18 protein-coding genes, 2 riboswitches and 2 other annotated features (1 of these 22 running past the window's edge) are annotated in these 16,452 nt (G+C 54.3%); of the genes, 11 read left to right on the top strand and 7 right to left on the bottom strand.

The genetic code is table 11. The features are described from left to right. Window positions 1–95: a binding site (T-box leader), on the top strand; it begins 136 nt to the left of the window's first position. A 55-nt stretch (window positions 96–150) separates the two neighbouring features. After that, window positions 151–376, top strand: a binding site (T-box leader). Between the two features lie 56 nt (window positions 377–432). Genes trpD through trpA form a run of 5 tightly spaced genes read left to right on the top strand, consistent with a single transcriptional unit; the run spans window position 433 to window position 4,658 of the window. Further along, window positions 433–1,422 (top strand): anthranilate phosphoribosyltransferase, encoded by a 990-nt coding sequence (trpD, locus tag KNP77_RS04150; RefSeq protein WP_214888754.1) that lies wholly within the window; start codon window positions 433–435, stop codon window positions 1,420–1,422. Beyond that, on the top strand, window positions 1,419–2,180 hold the full coding sequence (gene trpC, locus KNP77_RS04155; RefSeq protein ID WP_214888757.1) for an indole-3-glycerol phosphate synthase TrpC: 762 nt from the start codon (window positions 1,419–1,421) through the stop codon (window positions 2,178–2,180). Before trpD ends, trpC begins: the two co-directional genes overlap by 4 nt. Further along, window positions 2,177–2,728, top strand: coding sequence for a phosphoribosylanthranilate isomerase (locus tag KNP77_RS04160; protein ID WP_251138913.1), 552 nt, complete (start codon window positions 2,177–2,179; stop codon window positions 2,726–2,728). Before trpC ends, KNP77_RS04160 begins: the two co-directional genes overlap by 4 nt. Continuing rightward, window positions 2,710–3,894 (top strand): tryptophan synthase subunit beta, encoded by a 1,185-nt coding sequence (gene trpB / locus KNP77_RS04165; RefSeq protein WP_214888763.1) that lies wholly within the window; start codon window positions 2,710–2,712, stop codon window positions 3,892–3,894. Before KNP77_RS04160 ends, trpB begins: the two co-directional genes overlap by 19 nt. Further along, a complete protein-coding gene (gene trpA, locus KNP77_RS04170) occupies window positions 3,891–4,658 on the top strand; it encodes a tryptophan synthase subunit alpha (RefSeq protein ID WP_214888766.1) in 768 nt (255 codons plus the stop codon). The genes trpB and trpA overlap by 4 nt, the downstream gene beginning before the upstream one ends. 36 nt (window positions 4,659–4,694) lie before the next feature. On the opposite strand, the gene KNP77_RS04175 is transcribed toward trpA, so the two are convergent. Next, the gene (locus KNP77_RS04175) at window positions 4,695–6,191 is read right to left on the bottom strand and encodes a potassium/proton antiporter (protein ID WP_131464728.1); all 1,497 of its coding nucleotides are present in this window, start codon (window positions 6,189–6,191) and stop codon (window positions 4,695–4,697) included. 154 nt (window positions 6,192–6,345) lie between these two features. On the opposite strand from KNP77_RS04175, the gene KNP77_RS04180 reads away from it, so the two are divergent. Further along, window positions 6,346–7,281, top strand: coding sequence for an ATP-grasp domain-containing protein (locus KNP77_RS04180; RefSeq protein ID WP_131508276.1), 936 nt, complete (start codon window positions 6,346–6,348; stop codon window positions 7,279–7,281). A gap of 228 nt (window positions 7,282–7,509) precedes the next feature. Here KNP77_RS04180 and hemQ read toward each other — a convergent pair whose 3' ends face one another. Continuing rightward, entirely contained in the window at window positions 7,510–8,283 is a 774-nt protein-coding gene (gene hemQ / locus KNP77_RS04185; protein ID WP_214888769.1) for a hydrogen peroxide-dependent heme synthase, read from the bottom strand. Window positions 8,284–8,620: 337 nt separating this feature from the next. On the opposite strand from hemQ, the gene pta reads away from it, so the two are divergent. The 4 genes from pta (at window position 8,621) to KNP77_RS04205 (ending at window position 10,906) form a co-directional block, all read left to right on the top strand. Next, window positions 8,621–9,610 carry a phosphate acetyltransferase gene (gene pta, locus KNP77_RS04190; RefSeq protein WP_070329128.1) on the top strand — a complete coding sequence of 330 codons (990 nt, stop codon included), beginning with the start codon at window positions 8,621–8,623 and terminating at the stop codon, window positions 9,608–9,610. Between the two features lie 77 nt (window positions 9,611–9,687). Then, a complete protein-coding gene (locus KNP77_RS04195) occupies window positions 9,688–10,407 on the top strand; it encodes a DUF2711 family protein (protein WP_214888771.1) in 720 nt (239 codons plus the stop codon). 35 nt (window positions 10,408–10,442) lie between these two features. After that, window positions 10,443–10,742 carry a rhodanese-like domain-containing protein gene (locus tag KNP77_RS04200; protein WP_016508292.1) on the top strand — a complete coding sequence of 100 codons (300 nt, stop codon included), beginning with the start codon at window positions 10,443–10,445 and terminating at the stop codon, window positions 10,740–10,742. Further along, entirely contained in the window at window positions 10,742–10,906 is a 165-nt protein-coding gene (locus KNP77_RS04205) for a hypothetical protein (protein ID WP_016508312.1), read from the top strand. The genes KNP77_RS04200 and KNP77_RS04205 overlap by 1 nt, the downstream gene beginning before the upstream one ends. 38 nt (window positions 10,907–10,944) lie before the next feature. Here KNP77_RS04205 and folE2 read toward each other — a convergent pair whose 3' ends face one another. Further along, window positions 10,945–11,853 carry a GTP cyclohydrolase FolE2 gene (gene folE2, locus KNP77_RS04210; RefSeq protein WP_016508342.1) on the bottom strand — a complete coding sequence of 303 codons (909 nt, stop codon included), beginning with the start codon at window positions 11,851–11,853 and terminating at the stop codon, window positions 10,945–10,947. A gap of 252 nt (window positions 11,854–12,105) precedes the next feature. On the opposite strand from folE2, the gene KNP77_RS04215 reads away from it, so the two are divergent. Continuing rightward, window positions 12,106–12,936, top strand: a complete 831-nt coding sequence (locus KNP77_RS04215) for a TerC family protein (RefSeq protein WP_131458846.1) — start codon at window positions 12,106–12,108, stop codon at window positions 12,934–12,936. 42 nt (window positions 12,937–12,978) lie between these two features. Here KNP77_RS04215 and KNP77_RS04220 read toward each other — a convergent pair whose 3' ends face one another. Genes KNP77_RS04220 through KNP77_RS04235 form a run of 4 tightly spaced genes read right to left on the bottom strand, consistent with a single transcriptional unit; the run spans window position 12,979 to window position 15,941 of the window. Continuing rightward, window positions 12,979–13,512 (bottom strand): cupin domain-containing protein, encoded by a 534-nt coding sequence (locus KNP77_RS04220; protein ID WP_214888774.1) that lies wholly within the window; start codon window positions 13,510–13,512, stop codon window positions 12,979–12,981. 13 nt (window positions 13,513–13,525) lie between these two features. After that, a complete protein-coding gene (locus tag KNP77_RS04225; RefSeq protein ID WP_214888778.1) occupies window positions 13,526–14,143 on the bottom strand; it encodes a methylthioribulose 1-phosphate dehydratase in 618 nt (205 codons plus the stop codon). Beyond that, complete coding sequence (locus tag KNP77_RS04230; RefSeq protein ID WP_214888782.1) at window positions 14,140–14,790, bottom strand: 2-hydroxy-3-keto-5-methylthiopentenyl-1-phosphate phosphatase; 651 nt, start codon at window positions 14,788–14,790, stop codon at window positions 14,140–14,142. The genes KNP77_RS04225 and KNP77_RS04230 overlap by 4 nt, the downstream gene beginning before the upstream one ends. Continuing rightward, window positions 14,787–15,941 (bottom strand): 2,3-diketo-5-methylthiopentyl-1-phosphate enolase, encoded by a 1,155-nt coding sequence (locus KNP77_RS04235; RefSeq protein ID WP_214888786.1) that lies wholly within the window; start codon window positions 15,939–15,941, stop codon window positions 14,787–14,789. Before KNP77_RS04235 ends, KNP77_RS04230 begins: the two co-directional genes overlap by 4 nt. Window positions 15,942–16,012: 71 nt before the next feature. Next, window positions 16,013–16,115: riboswitch (SAM riboswitch) on the bottom strand. A gap of 205 nt (window positions 16,116–16,320) precedes the next feature. Then, a riboswitch (SAM riboswitch) is annotated at window positions 16,321–16,423 on the top strand. Window positions 16,424–16,452 lie beyond the last annotated feature (29 nt).

Below are 16,452 nucleotides of genomic sequence, written 5' to 3' on the forward strand. Positions count from 1 at the left end.
TACCCACCGTTATCACGGGGAAGCGGATGATTGTCCGTGAAGTGGGTTCGACATGAACCAACGAAGGTGGCACCACGGGGTTACTCGTCCTTCTCATAGCGTGAGCTGTGAGTTGGACCGAGTGACCCTTTTTTGTTTTTTAAATTGAATCTTAAATCGATGATTGAGAAGAGTAGCGTGAAGAAGTCTCGTACAGAGAGTCAGGGGTGGTGGGATCCTGACCGAGACCGTCACGTGAATGGGCTCATGAGAGCACGGCTGAATGTTAGTAGGCCGTGACGGCTTCCACCGTTATCAGGATACGATGTGATAGCATCGGAAAGTGGGATCGATTGATCCAACGAGAGGTGGCACCGCGGTCCATACCGTCCTCCATACGACAGACGTCGTATGGAGTTTTTTTATACCCAAATCGCTTAAGGAGGAACGGACATGTTAACACGACTACTGACGAACCAAGTGACGACGACCGAGATGAAACAGGCGGCTTCCGAGTTGTTTCAAGCGGATGAAACGCAAATCACCGAGGTGCTTCTCGCATTGAAAGCACGCGGCGAGACGGCCGAAGAGATGGCGGGGCTGGCCGATTATATCCGTGAAGCGGCGACGTTCCCGGAGACGACGCTCCCTGTGCTCGACGTTTGTGGGACCGGCGGTGACGGAGCGAACACGTTCAACATTAGTTCGACCGTCGCGTTCGTTCTCGCCGGACTTGGTATCCCGGTCGCGAAACATGGGAATCGGAGCGTGTCGAGCCGGTCGGGTAGCGCCGATGTGCTCGAGGCGTTGAATATCCCGATTGTCCAAAGTGCTGACGACGTGTTAGCTGAACTTAAGCGGACGAACTTGAGCTTCTTGTTCGCCCAACACGTCCATCCGATCATGAAACATGTCATGCCGGTGCGAAAACGGCTCGGGACGGCGACGATCTTCAATCAAATCGGTCCGCTGACGAACCCGCTCAAGCCGAGACGGCAATTGATCGGCGTCTACCATCCAGACTTGATTGAGAAGATGGCTACGGCGATGCGCCATCTCGGAGTCGAACGGGGCATGGTCGTCCATGGGGCCGGCGGGCTCGACGAGGCGAGCCTCGTTGGTGCGAACGAGGTACTCTTCTTTGACGGAGAGCAGACGGCGAGATATCAAGTCGACCCGCGAGACGTCGGGTTGATGCGGGCGCCGCTGTCGGCGCTACAAGGTGGTACACCCGAAGAGAATGCGAAGACGCTCGTCGCCGTCTTGAACGGCGCGGCCGGACCGGCGCGGGACGTCGTCTTGTTGAATGCGGCACTCGCGTTATGCACATACGGCGCCGTCAAGACGTTACGTGAAGGTGTGGCCGAGGCGAGCCGAAGCATCGACGAGGGCCACGCCGTCCGCGTCCTTAAGCAACTACAAAAAACGGAGGTGGGCGCATGAGCTACTTGACGAAAATTATCGGGACGAAAATCGAAGAGGTCAACCAGATGCAAGACGTCACGGTCACGGCGACAGAGCCGATCTCGTTACAGAGGCTGGTCGCGGACGGGTTTCATATCATCGCGGAAATTAAGCGGGCGTCCCCATCAAAAGGCGTGATTCGAGCCGAACTGGATGTGGCCGAACGGGCTCAGGTTTACGAACGGGCCGGTGCGACGATGATTTCGGTGCTGACGGATACGACGTACTTTAACGGGTCGTTCGATGACTTACGCCAAGTCGCTGACGCCGTCGATATCCCGGTCCTGTGTAAAGACTTCATCATCGATGAACGACAGCTCGATCGGGCGAAAGCGGCCGGCGCGAGCGCGGCGTTGTTGATCGTCGCGGCGTTACATCCGACTCGCCTGCGCGCGTTGAAGCAACACGCGCGCCTGAACGGCCTCGACGTGCTCGTCGAAGTGCACGATGAAGCCGAACTCCAGACGGCGCTCGAACTCGGGGACGTGTTGATTGGCATCAACAACCGGAACTTGAAGACGTTCGACGTATCGCTCGAGACATCGATTGAATTGATGAAGCGTTATCCGAACGTGGCGTTCGTCAGTGAGAGCGGAGTCAGCACCGGCGAAGCAGCAAGCCGACTGCGAGACGCGGGAGCCAAAGCGATTCTCGTCGGAGAGGCGCTTATGCGACAGGATGACCCGACGGCGTTGATTGAGGAGTTGAAGACGTGTTCGTTAAAATATGTGGATTGAAAACAGAAGCAAGCGTGACGGCGGCGGTTGAAGCCGGGGCTGATGCGATCGGCTTCGTGTTCGCGAACAGCTCACGCCAAGTCGATGTGACGACGGCGAAACGGCTACGGCAGTTGATCCCGAATCACGTCCGTGTCGTCGGAGTGTTCCTCGACCCGACGCTTGATGAGGTCGAGACGGCAATCACGTGTGGATTGACGGATATCCAACTGCACCGGCGCACGTTGCCGCTTGAGACGTTCCGACAGTTCAATCTGCCGATCATCGAAGCGAGCAGCGAGACGGAGGCGGATATCGTCTTACTGGATGCACCGACGCCCGGGAGCGGGGAGACGCTCGACTGGTTGCAGTTGGAACGTCCGCAGCGAACGTTCTGGCTCGCCGGTGGTTTGACGGCCGACAACGTGAAACAAGCGATGCACGACGTACGGCCTCACGGGGTCGACGTCTCAAGCGGCGTCGAGACAGATGGAGAGAAAGATATCGATAAAATTCGCACGTTCATCAGACGTGCCAAGGAGGAAACACCATGTATACACAACCAGTGAACGGGAAGTTTGGCCCGTACGGAGGAAAATATATACCGGAAACACTCATGCAGGCCGTTGAAGAACTCGAGGTGGCTTATGAGGAAGCGAAGTTAGATCCTGAATTTCAAGAACGCTTCGACGAGTTGCTCAGCGAATACGTCGGGCGGGAGACTCCGCTTTATTATGCGGAGAACATGAGCCGACGCCTCGGGACGAACGTCTACTTGAAACGGGAGGATTTGAACCATACCGGTGCCCATAAGATCAACAACACGATCGGGCAGGCGCTGCTCGCCAAGCGGATGGGGAAACAGAAAATCGTCGCCGAGACCGGTGCCGGACAACACGGTGTGGCGACGGCGACAGTGTGCGCGCTGCTCAACTTAGAATGTACGATTTTCATGGGTGAGGTCGATGTCGAACGGCAAGAGTTGAACGTGTTTCGGATGGAACTGCTCGGGGCGACGGTCATTCCGGTGAAGTCAGGCAGCCGAACGTTGAAAGATGCGGTCAACGAAGCGTTACGCTACTGGGTCAAACACGTTGACGATACACACTACGTCATGGGCTCTGTACTTGGACCACACCCATTCCCGACGATGGTGCGTGACTTCCAAAGTGTGATCGGAACAGAGACACGGCGCCAAATTTTAGACAAAACCGGACGCTTGCCGGATGCCGTCATCGCTTGCGTCGGTGGTGGCAGCAACGCCATGGGGATGTTCTACCCGTTCTTGAATGACGAGGATGTCGCCTTGTACGGGGTCGAGGCAGCAGGAAGCGGCGTCGACACGGACAAGCATGCGGCGACGCTCACGAAAGGTGAGGTCGGCGTGCTCCACGGCTCGCTCATGTACGTGCTACAAGACGGGGCTGGGCAAATCCAAGAAGCGCACTCAATCTCGGCTGGCCTCGATTATCCTGGGGTCGGACCAGAACATAGTTTCTTGAAAGACATCGAGCGTGTCCGCTACGCGGCGGTCACCGATGAGGCGGCGTTAGAGGCATGTATGTCACTCAGTCGACATGAGGGCATCATTCCGGCACTCGAGTCGTCACATGCGCTCGCCTATGCCGAGACGCTCGCCGCGACGATGGACGAGGACGATCTGCTCGTCATCTGTCTGTCAGGCCGAGGTGATAAAGATGTGCATACGATTCGTGAAAGGGTGGGACAGAAATGAGCTTAGAGACAGCGATTCGAAATAGAGACGGGGCAGCATTCGTCCCTTACATCATGGCCGGAGACGGCGGACTCGATCAACTCATTCCGACGATCGAGCGGCTCGAAGCGATGGGCGCGACGGCAATCGAGCTCGGAATCCCGTTCTCAGATCCGGTAGCGGACGGACCAATCATCGAGGCGGCCGGGATGCGTGCCCTCGCGGACGGGGTGACACTCTCTGGCGTGTTGGATTATTTAATAGAAGGAACTGAGCGTTTCTCAGTCCCGATCGTCCTGATGACATACTTGAATCCGGTGTTCCGGTTCGGAATCCAACCGTTCTTCGACCGTGCGGCCGCATGCGGCGTCAGCGGTGTCATCATCCCCGATCTGCCGTTCGAAGAGAGCCTCGAACTCTTCGCGGGGATCGAACGGAACGGGGTCGCGGTCGTCCCGCTCGTCACATTGACGAGTAACAAACAACGAATCGACACGATCTTAAGTCAGGCCGAAGGGTTCGTCTACGCGGTGACGCTCAAAGGGACGACCGGAAAAGTCGACGCGTTCCCGGACGAACTGCTCGCCCATTTGCGCTCGTTGACAGAACGGTCTCCGGTCCCGGTACTCGCCGGATTCGGTGTCCATCGGGAAGATCAAGTACAAGCGCTCGGTGAGGCGTGTGACGGGGTCGTCGTCGGCAGTTTCATCGTCGAGGCGCTCCACGCCGGACGCGAGCAAGACGTCGCCGATTTGATCGCAGCGGCGCGTCGAGTCAAAGCATAAAACAAGGACCGTGCCTCGGGCACGGTCCTTGTTCGTTCATAGCTCGACGCGTTCAAGCCCGTCTTCGCCGAACTTGCGATCGAGTTGATCGTGGCGATATGTCGAGGCGAGGACGTACAACAAGTCGCCTGGTTCAATTTTCGTCTGCCCGGTCGGCGGGATGAGGTAATCTTTGCGGACGATCGCATTGACGACCGTGTTCGGCGGTAACGTGATGTCAGCGAGCGTGCGTCCGATCATCGATGACGTTTCTGTCGCCACGTACGGAACGAGCTGATGCTGCGACTGTTTACTCGACACGAGCGCGATCGTATACGGTGAGCGAATCTTATCCGGCCCGAGCAGGTTCAGTCTGGCCGCGAGCGGTGTGAGCGTCGTTCCTTGAATCAACGCGCTCGTCACGACGACGAAGAAGACGGCGTTGAAGATGAGTTGGCTGTTGTCGATCCCGGCGATGAGCGGAAACGTCGCTAGCACGATCGGGACCGCTCCTTTTAGGCCGGCCCAGGAGATGAACAGTTTTTCCTTATGCGTGAACGGCATCGCGATCGTCGATAAGTAAACGGCGATCGGACGGGCGACGAACATGAGGAAAAATGAAATCAACAGCCCTTTCCAAATTAGTTCTGGATCGAACAGTTGTTTCGGATAGACGAGAAGGCCGAGGATGACGAACATGATAATTTGCATGATCCAAGCGAGCGCCTCCGAAAATTGGACGATGGTCACTTCGTGGGCGGTGTGGGCGTTCCCGACGATCATCGCGGCAAGATAGACGGCAAGCAAGCCGCTGCCGGCGAAATAGGCGGCCACTCCATACGTCATGAACGCCATCGAAATCATGAGGACGGCGTGCAGGCCGCTCGACTCAAGGCGCAAGTGATTGAGCATGAGCCGTGACAGGTTCCCGAGCATGTACCCGGCGAACGCCCCGACGATGATCTGGAGGATGAACATCCCAATGCCGTCCCAAATCGTCGTGTCCGGTTTCAACATGAAGTCGAGAGCGAGGATCGTTAAAAACATCGCCATCGGGTCATTCGTGCCGGACTCGGCTTCGAGTGTCGCGCCGACTTTCGGTGCGATATTCTTTCCTTTAAAGGCGGCGAATACGGCGGCAGCATCGGTCGAGCCGATGATGGCACCGAATAGGAAAGACTCAATCCAGTCGAAACCGAATACGAAACGAACGGCTACGGCGACGAATCCGGCCGTCAATAAGACGCCGATCGTCGCGAGCGAGGCGGACGGAGCGAGGACACTCCGAATCGAGGCCCATTTCGTCTGCAGACCACCTTCGAACAAAATAACGATCAGAGCGGAGATTCCGATCATCTGGGCAAGGTTCGAGTCATCGAAGAAGATTAAGCCGGTGACGTCACTGCCCATGACCATGCCGATCCCCATGAACAGAATCAACGCAGGAAGGCCAAAACGGGTGGACACGCGCGTGGCCAAAACTCCCGCGACGAGGAGGAGACCGAACAAGAGGATTGAAACGTCTGTACTTAAAATAGGTGCAGTCAAACACATCACTTCCCTTTGAAATTGTCACTTTTCACATAGATTATTAAGTTCATTATACCATGAAACCGTTATGAAATAAGAATGAACGTATCGTCAATTATGCTAATTGGAATAGTCGGATATCGGTGTGGTACATTAGGAGTATCAAAGGGGGATTCATATGGCTAAAATTCACGTCTTGCATGAAAACAATGAGTGGACGGACCATCTCGTCAAACGGCTCGAGGAGTTATCGCTTCCATATGAACTGTGGCATTTAGATGAAGGAATCATCGATATTGAAGCGACGCCGCCGGATGGTGTGTTCTATAACCGGATGAGTGCGTCGTCACATACGCGCGGGCATCGCTACGCGCCAGAGCTGACGGAAGGGGTACTTGCCTGGCTCGAGGCGAACGGACGGACCGTCTTCAACGGGACACGGGCGATTCGCCTCGAAGTGAGCAAGGTCAACCAATATACGGCGCTTCGTCAAGAAGGGATCCGTGTGCCGAGGACGATCGCTGCTGTCGGAAAAAAACAAATCATCGAGGCGGCCGAGAAGCTTGGCATGAGCCCGTTCATCACGAAGCATAACCGGGCCGGTAAAGGGCTTGGCGTGCAGCTATTCCATTCGATTGAGGCGTTGAAAGGGTATGTGTACGGACCGGCGTTCGAGGACTCGGTCGATGGCATCACGCTCATCCAACAATATATCGAAGCGCCGAAACCGTTCATCACGCGCTGTGAATTTATCGGCGGAAAGTTCCTCTACGCGGTACGGGTCGACACGTCGGAAGGGTTCGAACTATGCCCGGCAGATGCGTGCTCGATTGAAGACCAATTCTGCCCGGTCGGCGAGACGCCACCGGCCAAATTTGAAATCGTCGACGGGTTTGCCGACCCGATCATCGATCAGCTAGAAGCGTTCTTGGTAAAAAATAATATCGCGGTCGCGGGGATCGAGATTATCGAAGACCGTGACGGCAACGTCTATGCGTACGACGTCAACACGAATACGAACTATAACTCGGACGCGGAAGCGAAGGCAGGTCAATACGGCATGCTGGAACTCGCGACGTGCCTTGGCGACGCGCTTCACGCGAAGACAAAATAAGGGTCAGGCTTTCGCCTGACCCTTTCGCTGTGTATGTTGTAATTGTTGTTCAAATCGAATTTGGACTAGCTCTGCTGTCGGGGCCATTCGTTCAATGAACGAATCTAAACGTTTTGCAGTGTCTCGATCTGATTCCTTGAACACGCGCATCGTTGTTCACCTCATTGATCATTGTTGTAAGTGCCTCTACAACGATGTTTCCCGAGGGAGTGGATGCGTAAACCTCAATCAACCGAGGAATGTGCCGAGTTCTTCTTTTGGAAGGATGTTTCCGACGTAGAAGTCACCAAACTCGCCATATTTGGCGCTGACTTCATCGAAACGCATCTCGTAAACAATCTTCTTAAATTGGAGCGAGTCTTCCGCGAAGAGCGTGACGCCCCATTCCCAGCCGTCAAATCCGGTTGATCCGCCGATGAACTGCTGGATCTTGCCGGCATAGCTGCGGCCGATCATGCTGTGGCGGTACATGAGGTCTTTCCGCGCGTCCATCGACAGCGTATACCAGTTATCCTCGTCACGGCGCGCTTTGCTCATCGGATAGAAGCAGATGTGGGCCGTTTTTGGCAACGTCGGGTACAAGCGCGAGCGGATGTGCGGATTCTCGTACGGATCCCCGTCACCAGAGCCACGGTACATGCCGAGCTCGATGACCGAGACGTAAGAGTACGATGGGATCATATAGTCGTACAGTTTCGTCTTACGAAGGGCGAGTTCGACTTGTTCGAGCTCTTTGAACGTCGGACGAAGGACCATGAGGACGACGTCCGCTTTTTGACCGAGGATCGAATAGAAGGCGTGACTGCCTTCTCCGCGTGTTTCGACGTCTTCAAGCGAGGCAAGGAAGGCGACGAACTCCTCAATCATTTCTTGACGCGCCACCTTGTCGACTGCTTTTAGACGTGTCCAATCGATCGAGCGGAAATCATGGAGCGTATACCAACCGTCTAATGTGGCGGCTGCGTGCTGTGTTTCGGTTGTCGGTGCTGGACGTTCTGACATGAAAAAACTCCTTTCAAGACTTGGCTTCGCTGTTTATTTTACCACAGACACTTTACCGCCTGGCAAATTTGGTGCTGTCTGTGAGGGTAATCACAATCGAGACGGGGGAAAGGGAAAAGCGGACACAGAAATGTAAACGGCTTCACAGCAACCTGTATCAGTCATAAATACATAACTGTTCTATTCATATAATGACTGATTTCAAGCGATTTATGACGATATGGGCAGAATAGTTTATTTTAAAAAAAGGACTGTGTATAATAAAACACGCATACGGACAATTGTGTCCTAAAGAGAAAACATAGATATCTTCCAATCGAAAAGGAGTTCACTTACCATGAAATTATTTGACACGTTGAAGCAAAAAGTCAGCCCGATTCGTCCGACCATCGTCTTAGCAGAAGGCGTCGATGAGCGCGTCCTTGGAGCTGCAGTCCGTTTAAAAAATGACGGCATGGTCAACCCGATCGTCGTCGGTCCGAAAGCGGACATCGATGCAGTCGCAGCGAAACACGGCTTTGATATCTCGAACTTGACACAGTACGACCCAGCGACATACGAAGATATCGACACGCTCGTCGAATCGTTCGTCGAGCGCCGTAAAGGCAAAGCGACGGCTGAACAAGCTCGTGAATTGTTGTCGTCAGATGTGAACTACTTCGGTACGATGCTCGTCCACACGGGCAAAGCGGAAGGTCTCGTCTCGGGTGCGATGCATGCGACGGCCGACACGGTCCGTCCGGCACTTCAAATCATCAAGATGCAAGAAGGCATCAAAAAGACGTCAGGTGTGTTCATCATGGTACGTGACGATGAGCAATACGTCTTCTCGGACTGTGCGATCAACATCGCACCGGATGCGGCCGACCTTGCCGAGAACGCCTACTTGTCAGCGTTGACGGCGAAGACGTTCGGCATCGAGCCGCAAGTCGCGCTCCTCAGCTTCTCGACGAAAGGTTCGGCGAAGTCGCCTGAAACCGAGAAAGTCATCGAAGCGACGCGTCTCGCCAAAGAGAAAGCGCCAAACCTTCCAATCGATGGTGAGCTTCAGTTCGACGCAGCGTTCGTCCCGAGCGTGGCAGCGAAGAAAGCACCGGGCTCTGACGTCGCCGGTAACGCCAACGTGTTCGTCTTCCCGAGCCTCGAAGCCGGGAACATCGGCTACAAGATGGTTCAACGTTTCGGCGGATTCGAAGCGATCGGACCGATCTTGCAAGGTCTCAACAAGCCAGTCAACGACTTGTCGCGTGGCTGTAATGAAGAAGACGTCTATAAATTGACGCTCATCACAGCGGCACAAGCGATTGACGAGCGCAACGAAGCGTAAGTCAGAAGCATCTTCCCACAGCGGAGGATGCTTTTTTTGATGCGCAGTTGTAAAATATTGGAAAAGGAGGCGGTCACATGGAGGAGATTGAGGGAGCCATCACTTTACCGGAAGGACATCGCTACGCTATGTTCGGCGGTGGAGATGATTTTCCGATTAAAACTTACTATGAGGGCGTGTTTGAAGAAGTGTTCGTCGCGTACCATCCGTTTCTCGGACCGATAGAAGATCCTAAAGCAATTGACCGATATGTCGAGATGAACAAAAACGAAGTGGAACAGCATTTTCGTGCCGTCGCATGGGAAGATATGCGCCGCCAACTTGGTTTTGAAGACGTCAAACGTATCGATCACGCACTCCGAACGATGATTGGGGCATTGAAACCGCATGCCGAAGATAAAGAAGGCGCAAATCGAATCATCGAATTTTGCGAGCGCGAGAATTTGCTCCCACCTGGCGAAGGCGAGCTGTCTGATTTCTTAAAGAATCGGGTATTAAGGGCGCTTCTGGAGACGGGAGAAGAATGGATATGGAGCGGCGACGAATTTTGTACGGAGCGCCATCTTATCAATATTCAAGAAGTTCTTGCAGCCGATACATGGGACATGAATCATCGCACGTTTTTCGGCTATCAGCATGATTGGCTCATCGTACCGCCATGGGATAGCCACTTCACTTTATTTTGCGGCAGTCAGTCTTGGGTAAGTGACATGGTCGAACGTTGTGGTCTGAAAGGTTTCTACTGCGATGACGAGACGACCATCAATTGGAGTTTGTCCGACACGAAACTGAGGTAAACTAGTAGGGGATAACAATTTAAGGGGGAAACAGCATGCAAAGCATCCATGCAACCGAATTACGTGAAAAGCTTGAGAACGGGGAGTCGCTCCACATCATCGACGTGCGCGAACAAGACGAGTACGACGCGGGCCATATCCCGAACGTGCCGCTCTATCCGCTGTCTGAATTCCCGGGCGTGACCGAGAAGCTCGCGCAAGACAACGTCTATCACGTCATCTGCCGCTCGGGCGGACGCAGCCAGACGGCGTGCGACTATTTGGAATCGGAAGGGTTCAAAGTCGTCAACGTCGAGGGCGGCATGCTCGCTTGGGACGGTGACGTCGAAGCGTGATGCTCGACAATCCGTGGGTCGTCATTCCGCTCTTGATCGTCCTCTATTTGACGGTGTACGCGTTCGTGAAGCGTCTCGACTGGAACAGATGGCGCACCATCTGGGCGGTGTGGATCGTCCTGATCGTCCTTTTGTTGACGATCCGCCTCATACAAAGTGTATAAAAAAACGAGTGAAGCCAAGTACATGGCTTCACTCGTTTTTAGTTGTCACGTTTATCGAACGTGATTGACGCGATCGCGTCGTGCTGGTGGATCGACTCTTCGTTTCGGCATTCGACGAAGAAGTTGACGACTTGTTTCATCTCGTACAAGTCGGCTGCAATCAAGCGGACCATATCTTCTACGAAACGTGGGTTTTCGTAAGCGATTTCTGTAGCCCGTTTCTCATCCGGACGTTTTAAGACCGGGTGAAGTGGTGCCGATGCGTTCGACTCCGCCGCATCGAGCAATGCGAGTCTCCAGTCGAAGCCGTCGAGCGATGCTTCGTCAAGACCGGCTTCGATTGTGATGTAGCCGCGCTGGTTATGGGCGCTGTATTCGCTGATCTCTTTTGAACATGGGCATAGCGTTGTCACGTTGATGACGAGACCGACCGTCACGCTCGCCATACCTGTCTCGAGGTTGTACGTCACGTTGTGCATGACGTCGGCGTTCATAAGACCGCTGAGGCCCGTCGCCGGTGCTTTCCGGCTGAAGAACCATGGGTAGCGGACCGTCAATTGACCTTCCGTTTGTTCCATGCGCTCGGCGAGTTCTTGGGCGAACTCGATGAGCGAGCGGTTTGATAACGTCCAGCCTTGCGTATGGTACGCGTCGAGCTGTTCCGTCAAGCGTGACATGTTGATGCCTTTACGATCTTGGACGAGTGATGTCGTTAATTCAAACGTTGCGACCGTCGCTTGGATGCCGTCTGGAGTTTCGATGTTGACGGGATGTTTGACGTTCGAGATCCCGACGCTGTCGAGTGCGAACAAGAAGTTCTTAGGTGTATTTTGAAGATCGACCATTTTATCTTTTTCTGTCGGTTTCGTACCTTTGACCGGCGGGACCGAGCCGAATAGTTTATGTCGTTCTGCTTTAGTAGGTAAAGCGACATGGCTTGTAGACATAATCGGATTCTCCTTTTTTAAGAGGGCAAATGACCGCCACTCGTTCTTGTTAGGATTTTATCACGAAATGGATACAAACTGGGTATCATTTTGCTTCGTGAACATGCTTTGAACCTGTTCTGCGGAAAAAACTTCAGACATTGAACGAAAGAAGATTGATTTAATTTACGCACGGGAATAAAATGTTCCTGTGAACTTAAAAATAGATCACTATTAAATATGAAAGAACACAAACAAAAAGGGGATGTTTTAATGGATTGGCAGTTAATCCTGCAGTACGCCTGGATCATCGTCGTACTCGTCGGTCTTGAAGGGCTACTATCTGCAGACAACGCGCTCGTGTTGGCCGTCATGGTCAAGCACTTGCCGCGGACAGAACAGAAGAAAGCGCTATTCTACGGTTTATTAGGAGCGTTCGTCTTCCGCTTCATCGCATTATTCTTAATCTCGTTCTTAATCAACGTCTGGCAAGTTCAAGCACTCGGTGCCCTTTACTTGATCGGAATGAGCGCACGACATCTATATATGACGTACAAGGCGCGCAAGATGGATCCAAGACAAGATCTCGCCGCCGAGGCGAAAGAAGAGACGGCAATTACCGAGAAGCCGGTCACGAAAAAAGAGTTTTGGTGGACGGTCGTAAAAGTCGAGTTCGCCGACATCGCTTTCGCGGTCGACTCGATCTTGGCAGCGGTCGCACTCGCAGTCAGCTTGCCGCCGCTCGGTCTTGGAGAGATCGGTGGAATCGACTCAGGTCAATTCTTCGTCGTCTTGACGGGTGGACTCATCGGGGTCATCTTGATGCGATTCGCGGCCCGCGTCTTCGTGAAGCTGCTGCATCAACGTCCGACACTTGAGACGGCCGCCTTCCTCATCGTCGGCTGGGTCGGTGTGAAGTTGACGGTACTCGTCCTCGAACACCCTGGCTTCAAGGAATTGATTGCCGGTACACCGTTCGCGTTCATGGGTCTTCCAGACGGTTTCGTCCACTCGTTAGGTTGGACACTGTTCTTCTGGTCGGTCATGGTCGGGATTGCTGTTTGGGGTTGGTTCTCTTCCAAACCGACAGCGGTCAAGCATTAAAAAAATCCTGTCTTTCGCGTATGCGGAAGGCAGGATTTTTTGTTAGGCAGTCACGTCTTGTTTCTCGTAGATCGGCACCCAGCCCTCTGTCGTCACGAAGATGCGGACGGCGACGACTTGGCGGTCGTCTTGAAGCGTGAAGTAGTGGCGCGTGTTCACCGGGACCGAAATCAAATCGCCCGGATTGAGCTCGATATTGAAGTAACCGCGTTCGGCGTCGTCGATGGCGAAGATGCCGTGCCCGCTGACGATGAAGCGGACCTCGTCGTCCGTATGATGGTGTTCCTTTTGGAAGTTGACGAGCAGTTCGTCCAAGTTCGGTGTCGCGTCAGACAGCGAGATGACGTCGGCCGTCTGATAGCCGCGGCGCTCCGACACGTCTTGAATCTCGTCACGGAACGTTGCGAGGATGGCTTGCTTGTCGTCGTCCGTCAGTTGGTAGTTTTCTTGAAGCGCGACCGGAAGTTTAGCGATGTCCCACTGCTCATACAGAATACCGCGCGATTCTAAAAATACGTTCACTTCAGATTGGTCGACGAGACGCTCTTCAGTTTGTTGAAAATAGACAGTTGCCATAGATAGTTCCTCCTTATGAATGGACGCCTAAGGCGCGTAGTTTTAGCGTGTAGCTGAACAAAAATTCGTATGCTTCTAAATAGCGCTTCGCCGCATCCGGCGTCTCGCCCCAGACCGTGATGCCGTGATTACGGATGAGGACGGCACCGGCGCTTGAATGGACGTGAGGCGCGAAGGCGGCCGCGAGCGTCGGGATGTCGGCATGATTGTCGATGATCGGGACCCGGACGACCGCGTCCTCTTCCCAATACCCGAGTGCCTTGATGATCTCTTGCCCCGTGAAGACGACCTCACCGTTCACGGCATGGAGCTCGGAGATGACGTTGTTGTCGACCGTATGTACGTGGAGTGAACACGCCGCCGCGGTCTTGTTGAACACCTCGACGTGTAACAGCGTCTCAGCGGACGGTTTACCAGTTTGTTCGCCAAGCAAGCTGCCGGCCGCGTCGACGAGGACGAAATCGTCCGCGGTCCGTTTACGTTTATCGCGTCCGCTCGCCGTGACGAGGAAAGTCAGCGGGTCGTCGGAGACACGAATCGCCAAATTGCCACTCGTTCCGGGGAACCAGTCGCGCGCGGCGAGTTCGTCTTTAATGTCGGCGAGTTCAAGCCAACGTGCGGTCACGCTCATACGTGCACCTCCTTCATGTGATGGGTGATGTCGTCGAACGTCTCGAACGGGGCGTAGGCGATGCCTTCCGCTTCACAGAGCGTGATGAGTTGCCCACGGGCGTAGACGAAATCGGCCCGTTTGGCGATCTCGAAGTCGGTCACCGAGTCACCGATGACGATCAAGCGATCAACGGGATCGACGATCGTCCGGGCGATTGTCGGTTTGCAGCAACCACAATCATTCGTACAATGCGCGTCACAGGCGTAGGGCCAGTCGACGCGTACCGCCTCGTCCGTGAAGTCGGCGACGTTACAGTAGATATGGTCCGGCGCGACGTGGTCTTGCAAGATCGGGTGCACGAAAAAGTCCATGCCGCCGCTGACGACGTCAAACTTCCAAACTTGTTGCCGGACTTCTGCCAAAAACGTCGAGAAACCTTGGCGCAAGGTGATGCGGTCCAGCAAGTAGTCACGGTACGCCGAAGCGTCAGCGCTCGGCAACAGCTGGAACATCTGCCCGACCCCGGAGCGAATCGAGATGTCTTGAGCGAGCACATCGTCTTTGAGCGCGTGCCATTCGGGCGGTGCGAACGCCCGCATCAAAGCGATGATGTTGTCCTCGGCCGTGATCGTCCCATCGAAGTCACACAAGATGTGAATCGTCATTGTTTTGACCACGCCTTTAACGCGGACTCGAGCTCGTTCGTCTGGCTCGCCACGCCTAATACTTGCTCAATCGCTTGTCGGAACGCCCGGGCCCCGGCAGCCGCGCCGTCTGGGTGACCGTGGATGCCGCCGCCGGCGTTGATGACGACGTCTGTGCCGAAATCACGGATGATGTCCGGGACGAGCCCCGGATGGATGCCGGCCGACGGGACCGGTAGAATCGGCTTCGCCCAGTGCGGCCGAGCACTGCTATCCCGAATCGCGAACGCCTCATCGGATGGTGTCGCAAGTGAACCGTATGGGGAGGGGAACAGCGTCAAGTCGGCCCCCGCGAGGCGGATCAATTTTCCGAGCAAGAGCGAGTGGCTGATCGAGCCGGTCAAGGCGCCGGCGAACGCCGGGTGCGCCAAAATCGGGACGTTAATTGTTGGATCGCTCGCGAGTTCGCGGAGTGTGTCGAGCCCGTATGTATAGACGTTGAACAACAGTGCCGTCGCGCCCGCCTCGATCAAGCGGAGCGCTTGGTCACGCAGCCCGAACACCGGACCGCTGAGCGTGATGGCATAGAGCGAACGTTTCCCGGTCGTTTCGAACTGTTCTTGGATGACGGCTGCCCCGATTTTAGCTCGTTCAAGCGACGGAGTGAGCGGGTTGTCGTATAGGATTTCATCATCTTTGACGATGTCGATGCCGCCGGCGAGCTGGTCTCGAAGTTGCTGTTCTAAGAAGCGTAAATCACGGCCGATGATCCCTTTAAAGATGCTCATGACGAGCGGGCGATCATGTACGTCGAGCAACTCACGAACGCCTTGAACACCGAACTTTGCTCCGGGGAATTCAGACGCAAGCGTTTCGGGTAACGTTAAGTCGATCAAGCGTACCGAGTCATCGAGCGATAATTTCCCGAACGTCGTCGTCAAGATGGATGAGAAGTCGGGCGTGACGTTATGGAGCGGATAACGGATTGTGAAGCGGCTCGTTGTTTCCGTATGCGTTGTTGAGACGACCTCGCCCCGATACGCCTTTAATTGTTCTTGCTCTAGGTGAGGCAGTTCCGTCCACGTGCCGACGGTCAGTTCGAGGGCGATTTTCTCGGCGACAGTCGCGACGCGGTCCGTCCGGCTGATTTCATATGTGGCAGTAATACTCATGTTCGTTCCTCCTTCCGGTCAAACAAAAAATGACCCCATGCCGAGGCAAGAGGTCATCATAAAAAAATGAACTCTTATCTCTCAGCTTACGCTGCAAGAATTAGCACCGTGCCCAATCGGGTCGGTTGCTGCGACATCATCGGGCTTGTCCCCTCCGTCTGCTCTTGATAAGAATGTATTTTGAAGTTGTGAAATTTAATTGAATTTTGTCACACAATATCCGGTTCGTCAATTCCTTTTTTTGAGAAAAAAAGTTTGAGTTCGTTGTTACCATATATGCATAAAAAAAGTGACCGTTGCTCCAGCAAATTGCCGTTGACAAAGGTGGGGTCGAGTCCGTAACATTCATCACAACAAGTTCACACAATCGAATATGACACTCTTATCGCGAGTTGGCAGAGGGAATTGGCCCGATGACGCCGCAGCAACCGACCAGTAGGCACGGTGCTACATCCACCAGACATACGTCTGACAGATGAGAGGAACAACCGTTACGGCTGTGCCTCTTTCT

Origin of the sequence: Exiguobacterium sp. s142 (genome assembly GCF_018618455.1) — a bacterium.
Taxonomy (GTDB): domain Bacteria; phylum Bacillota; class Bacilli; order Exiguobacteriales; family Exiguobacteriaceae; genus Exiguobacterium; species Exiguobacterium aurantiacum_A.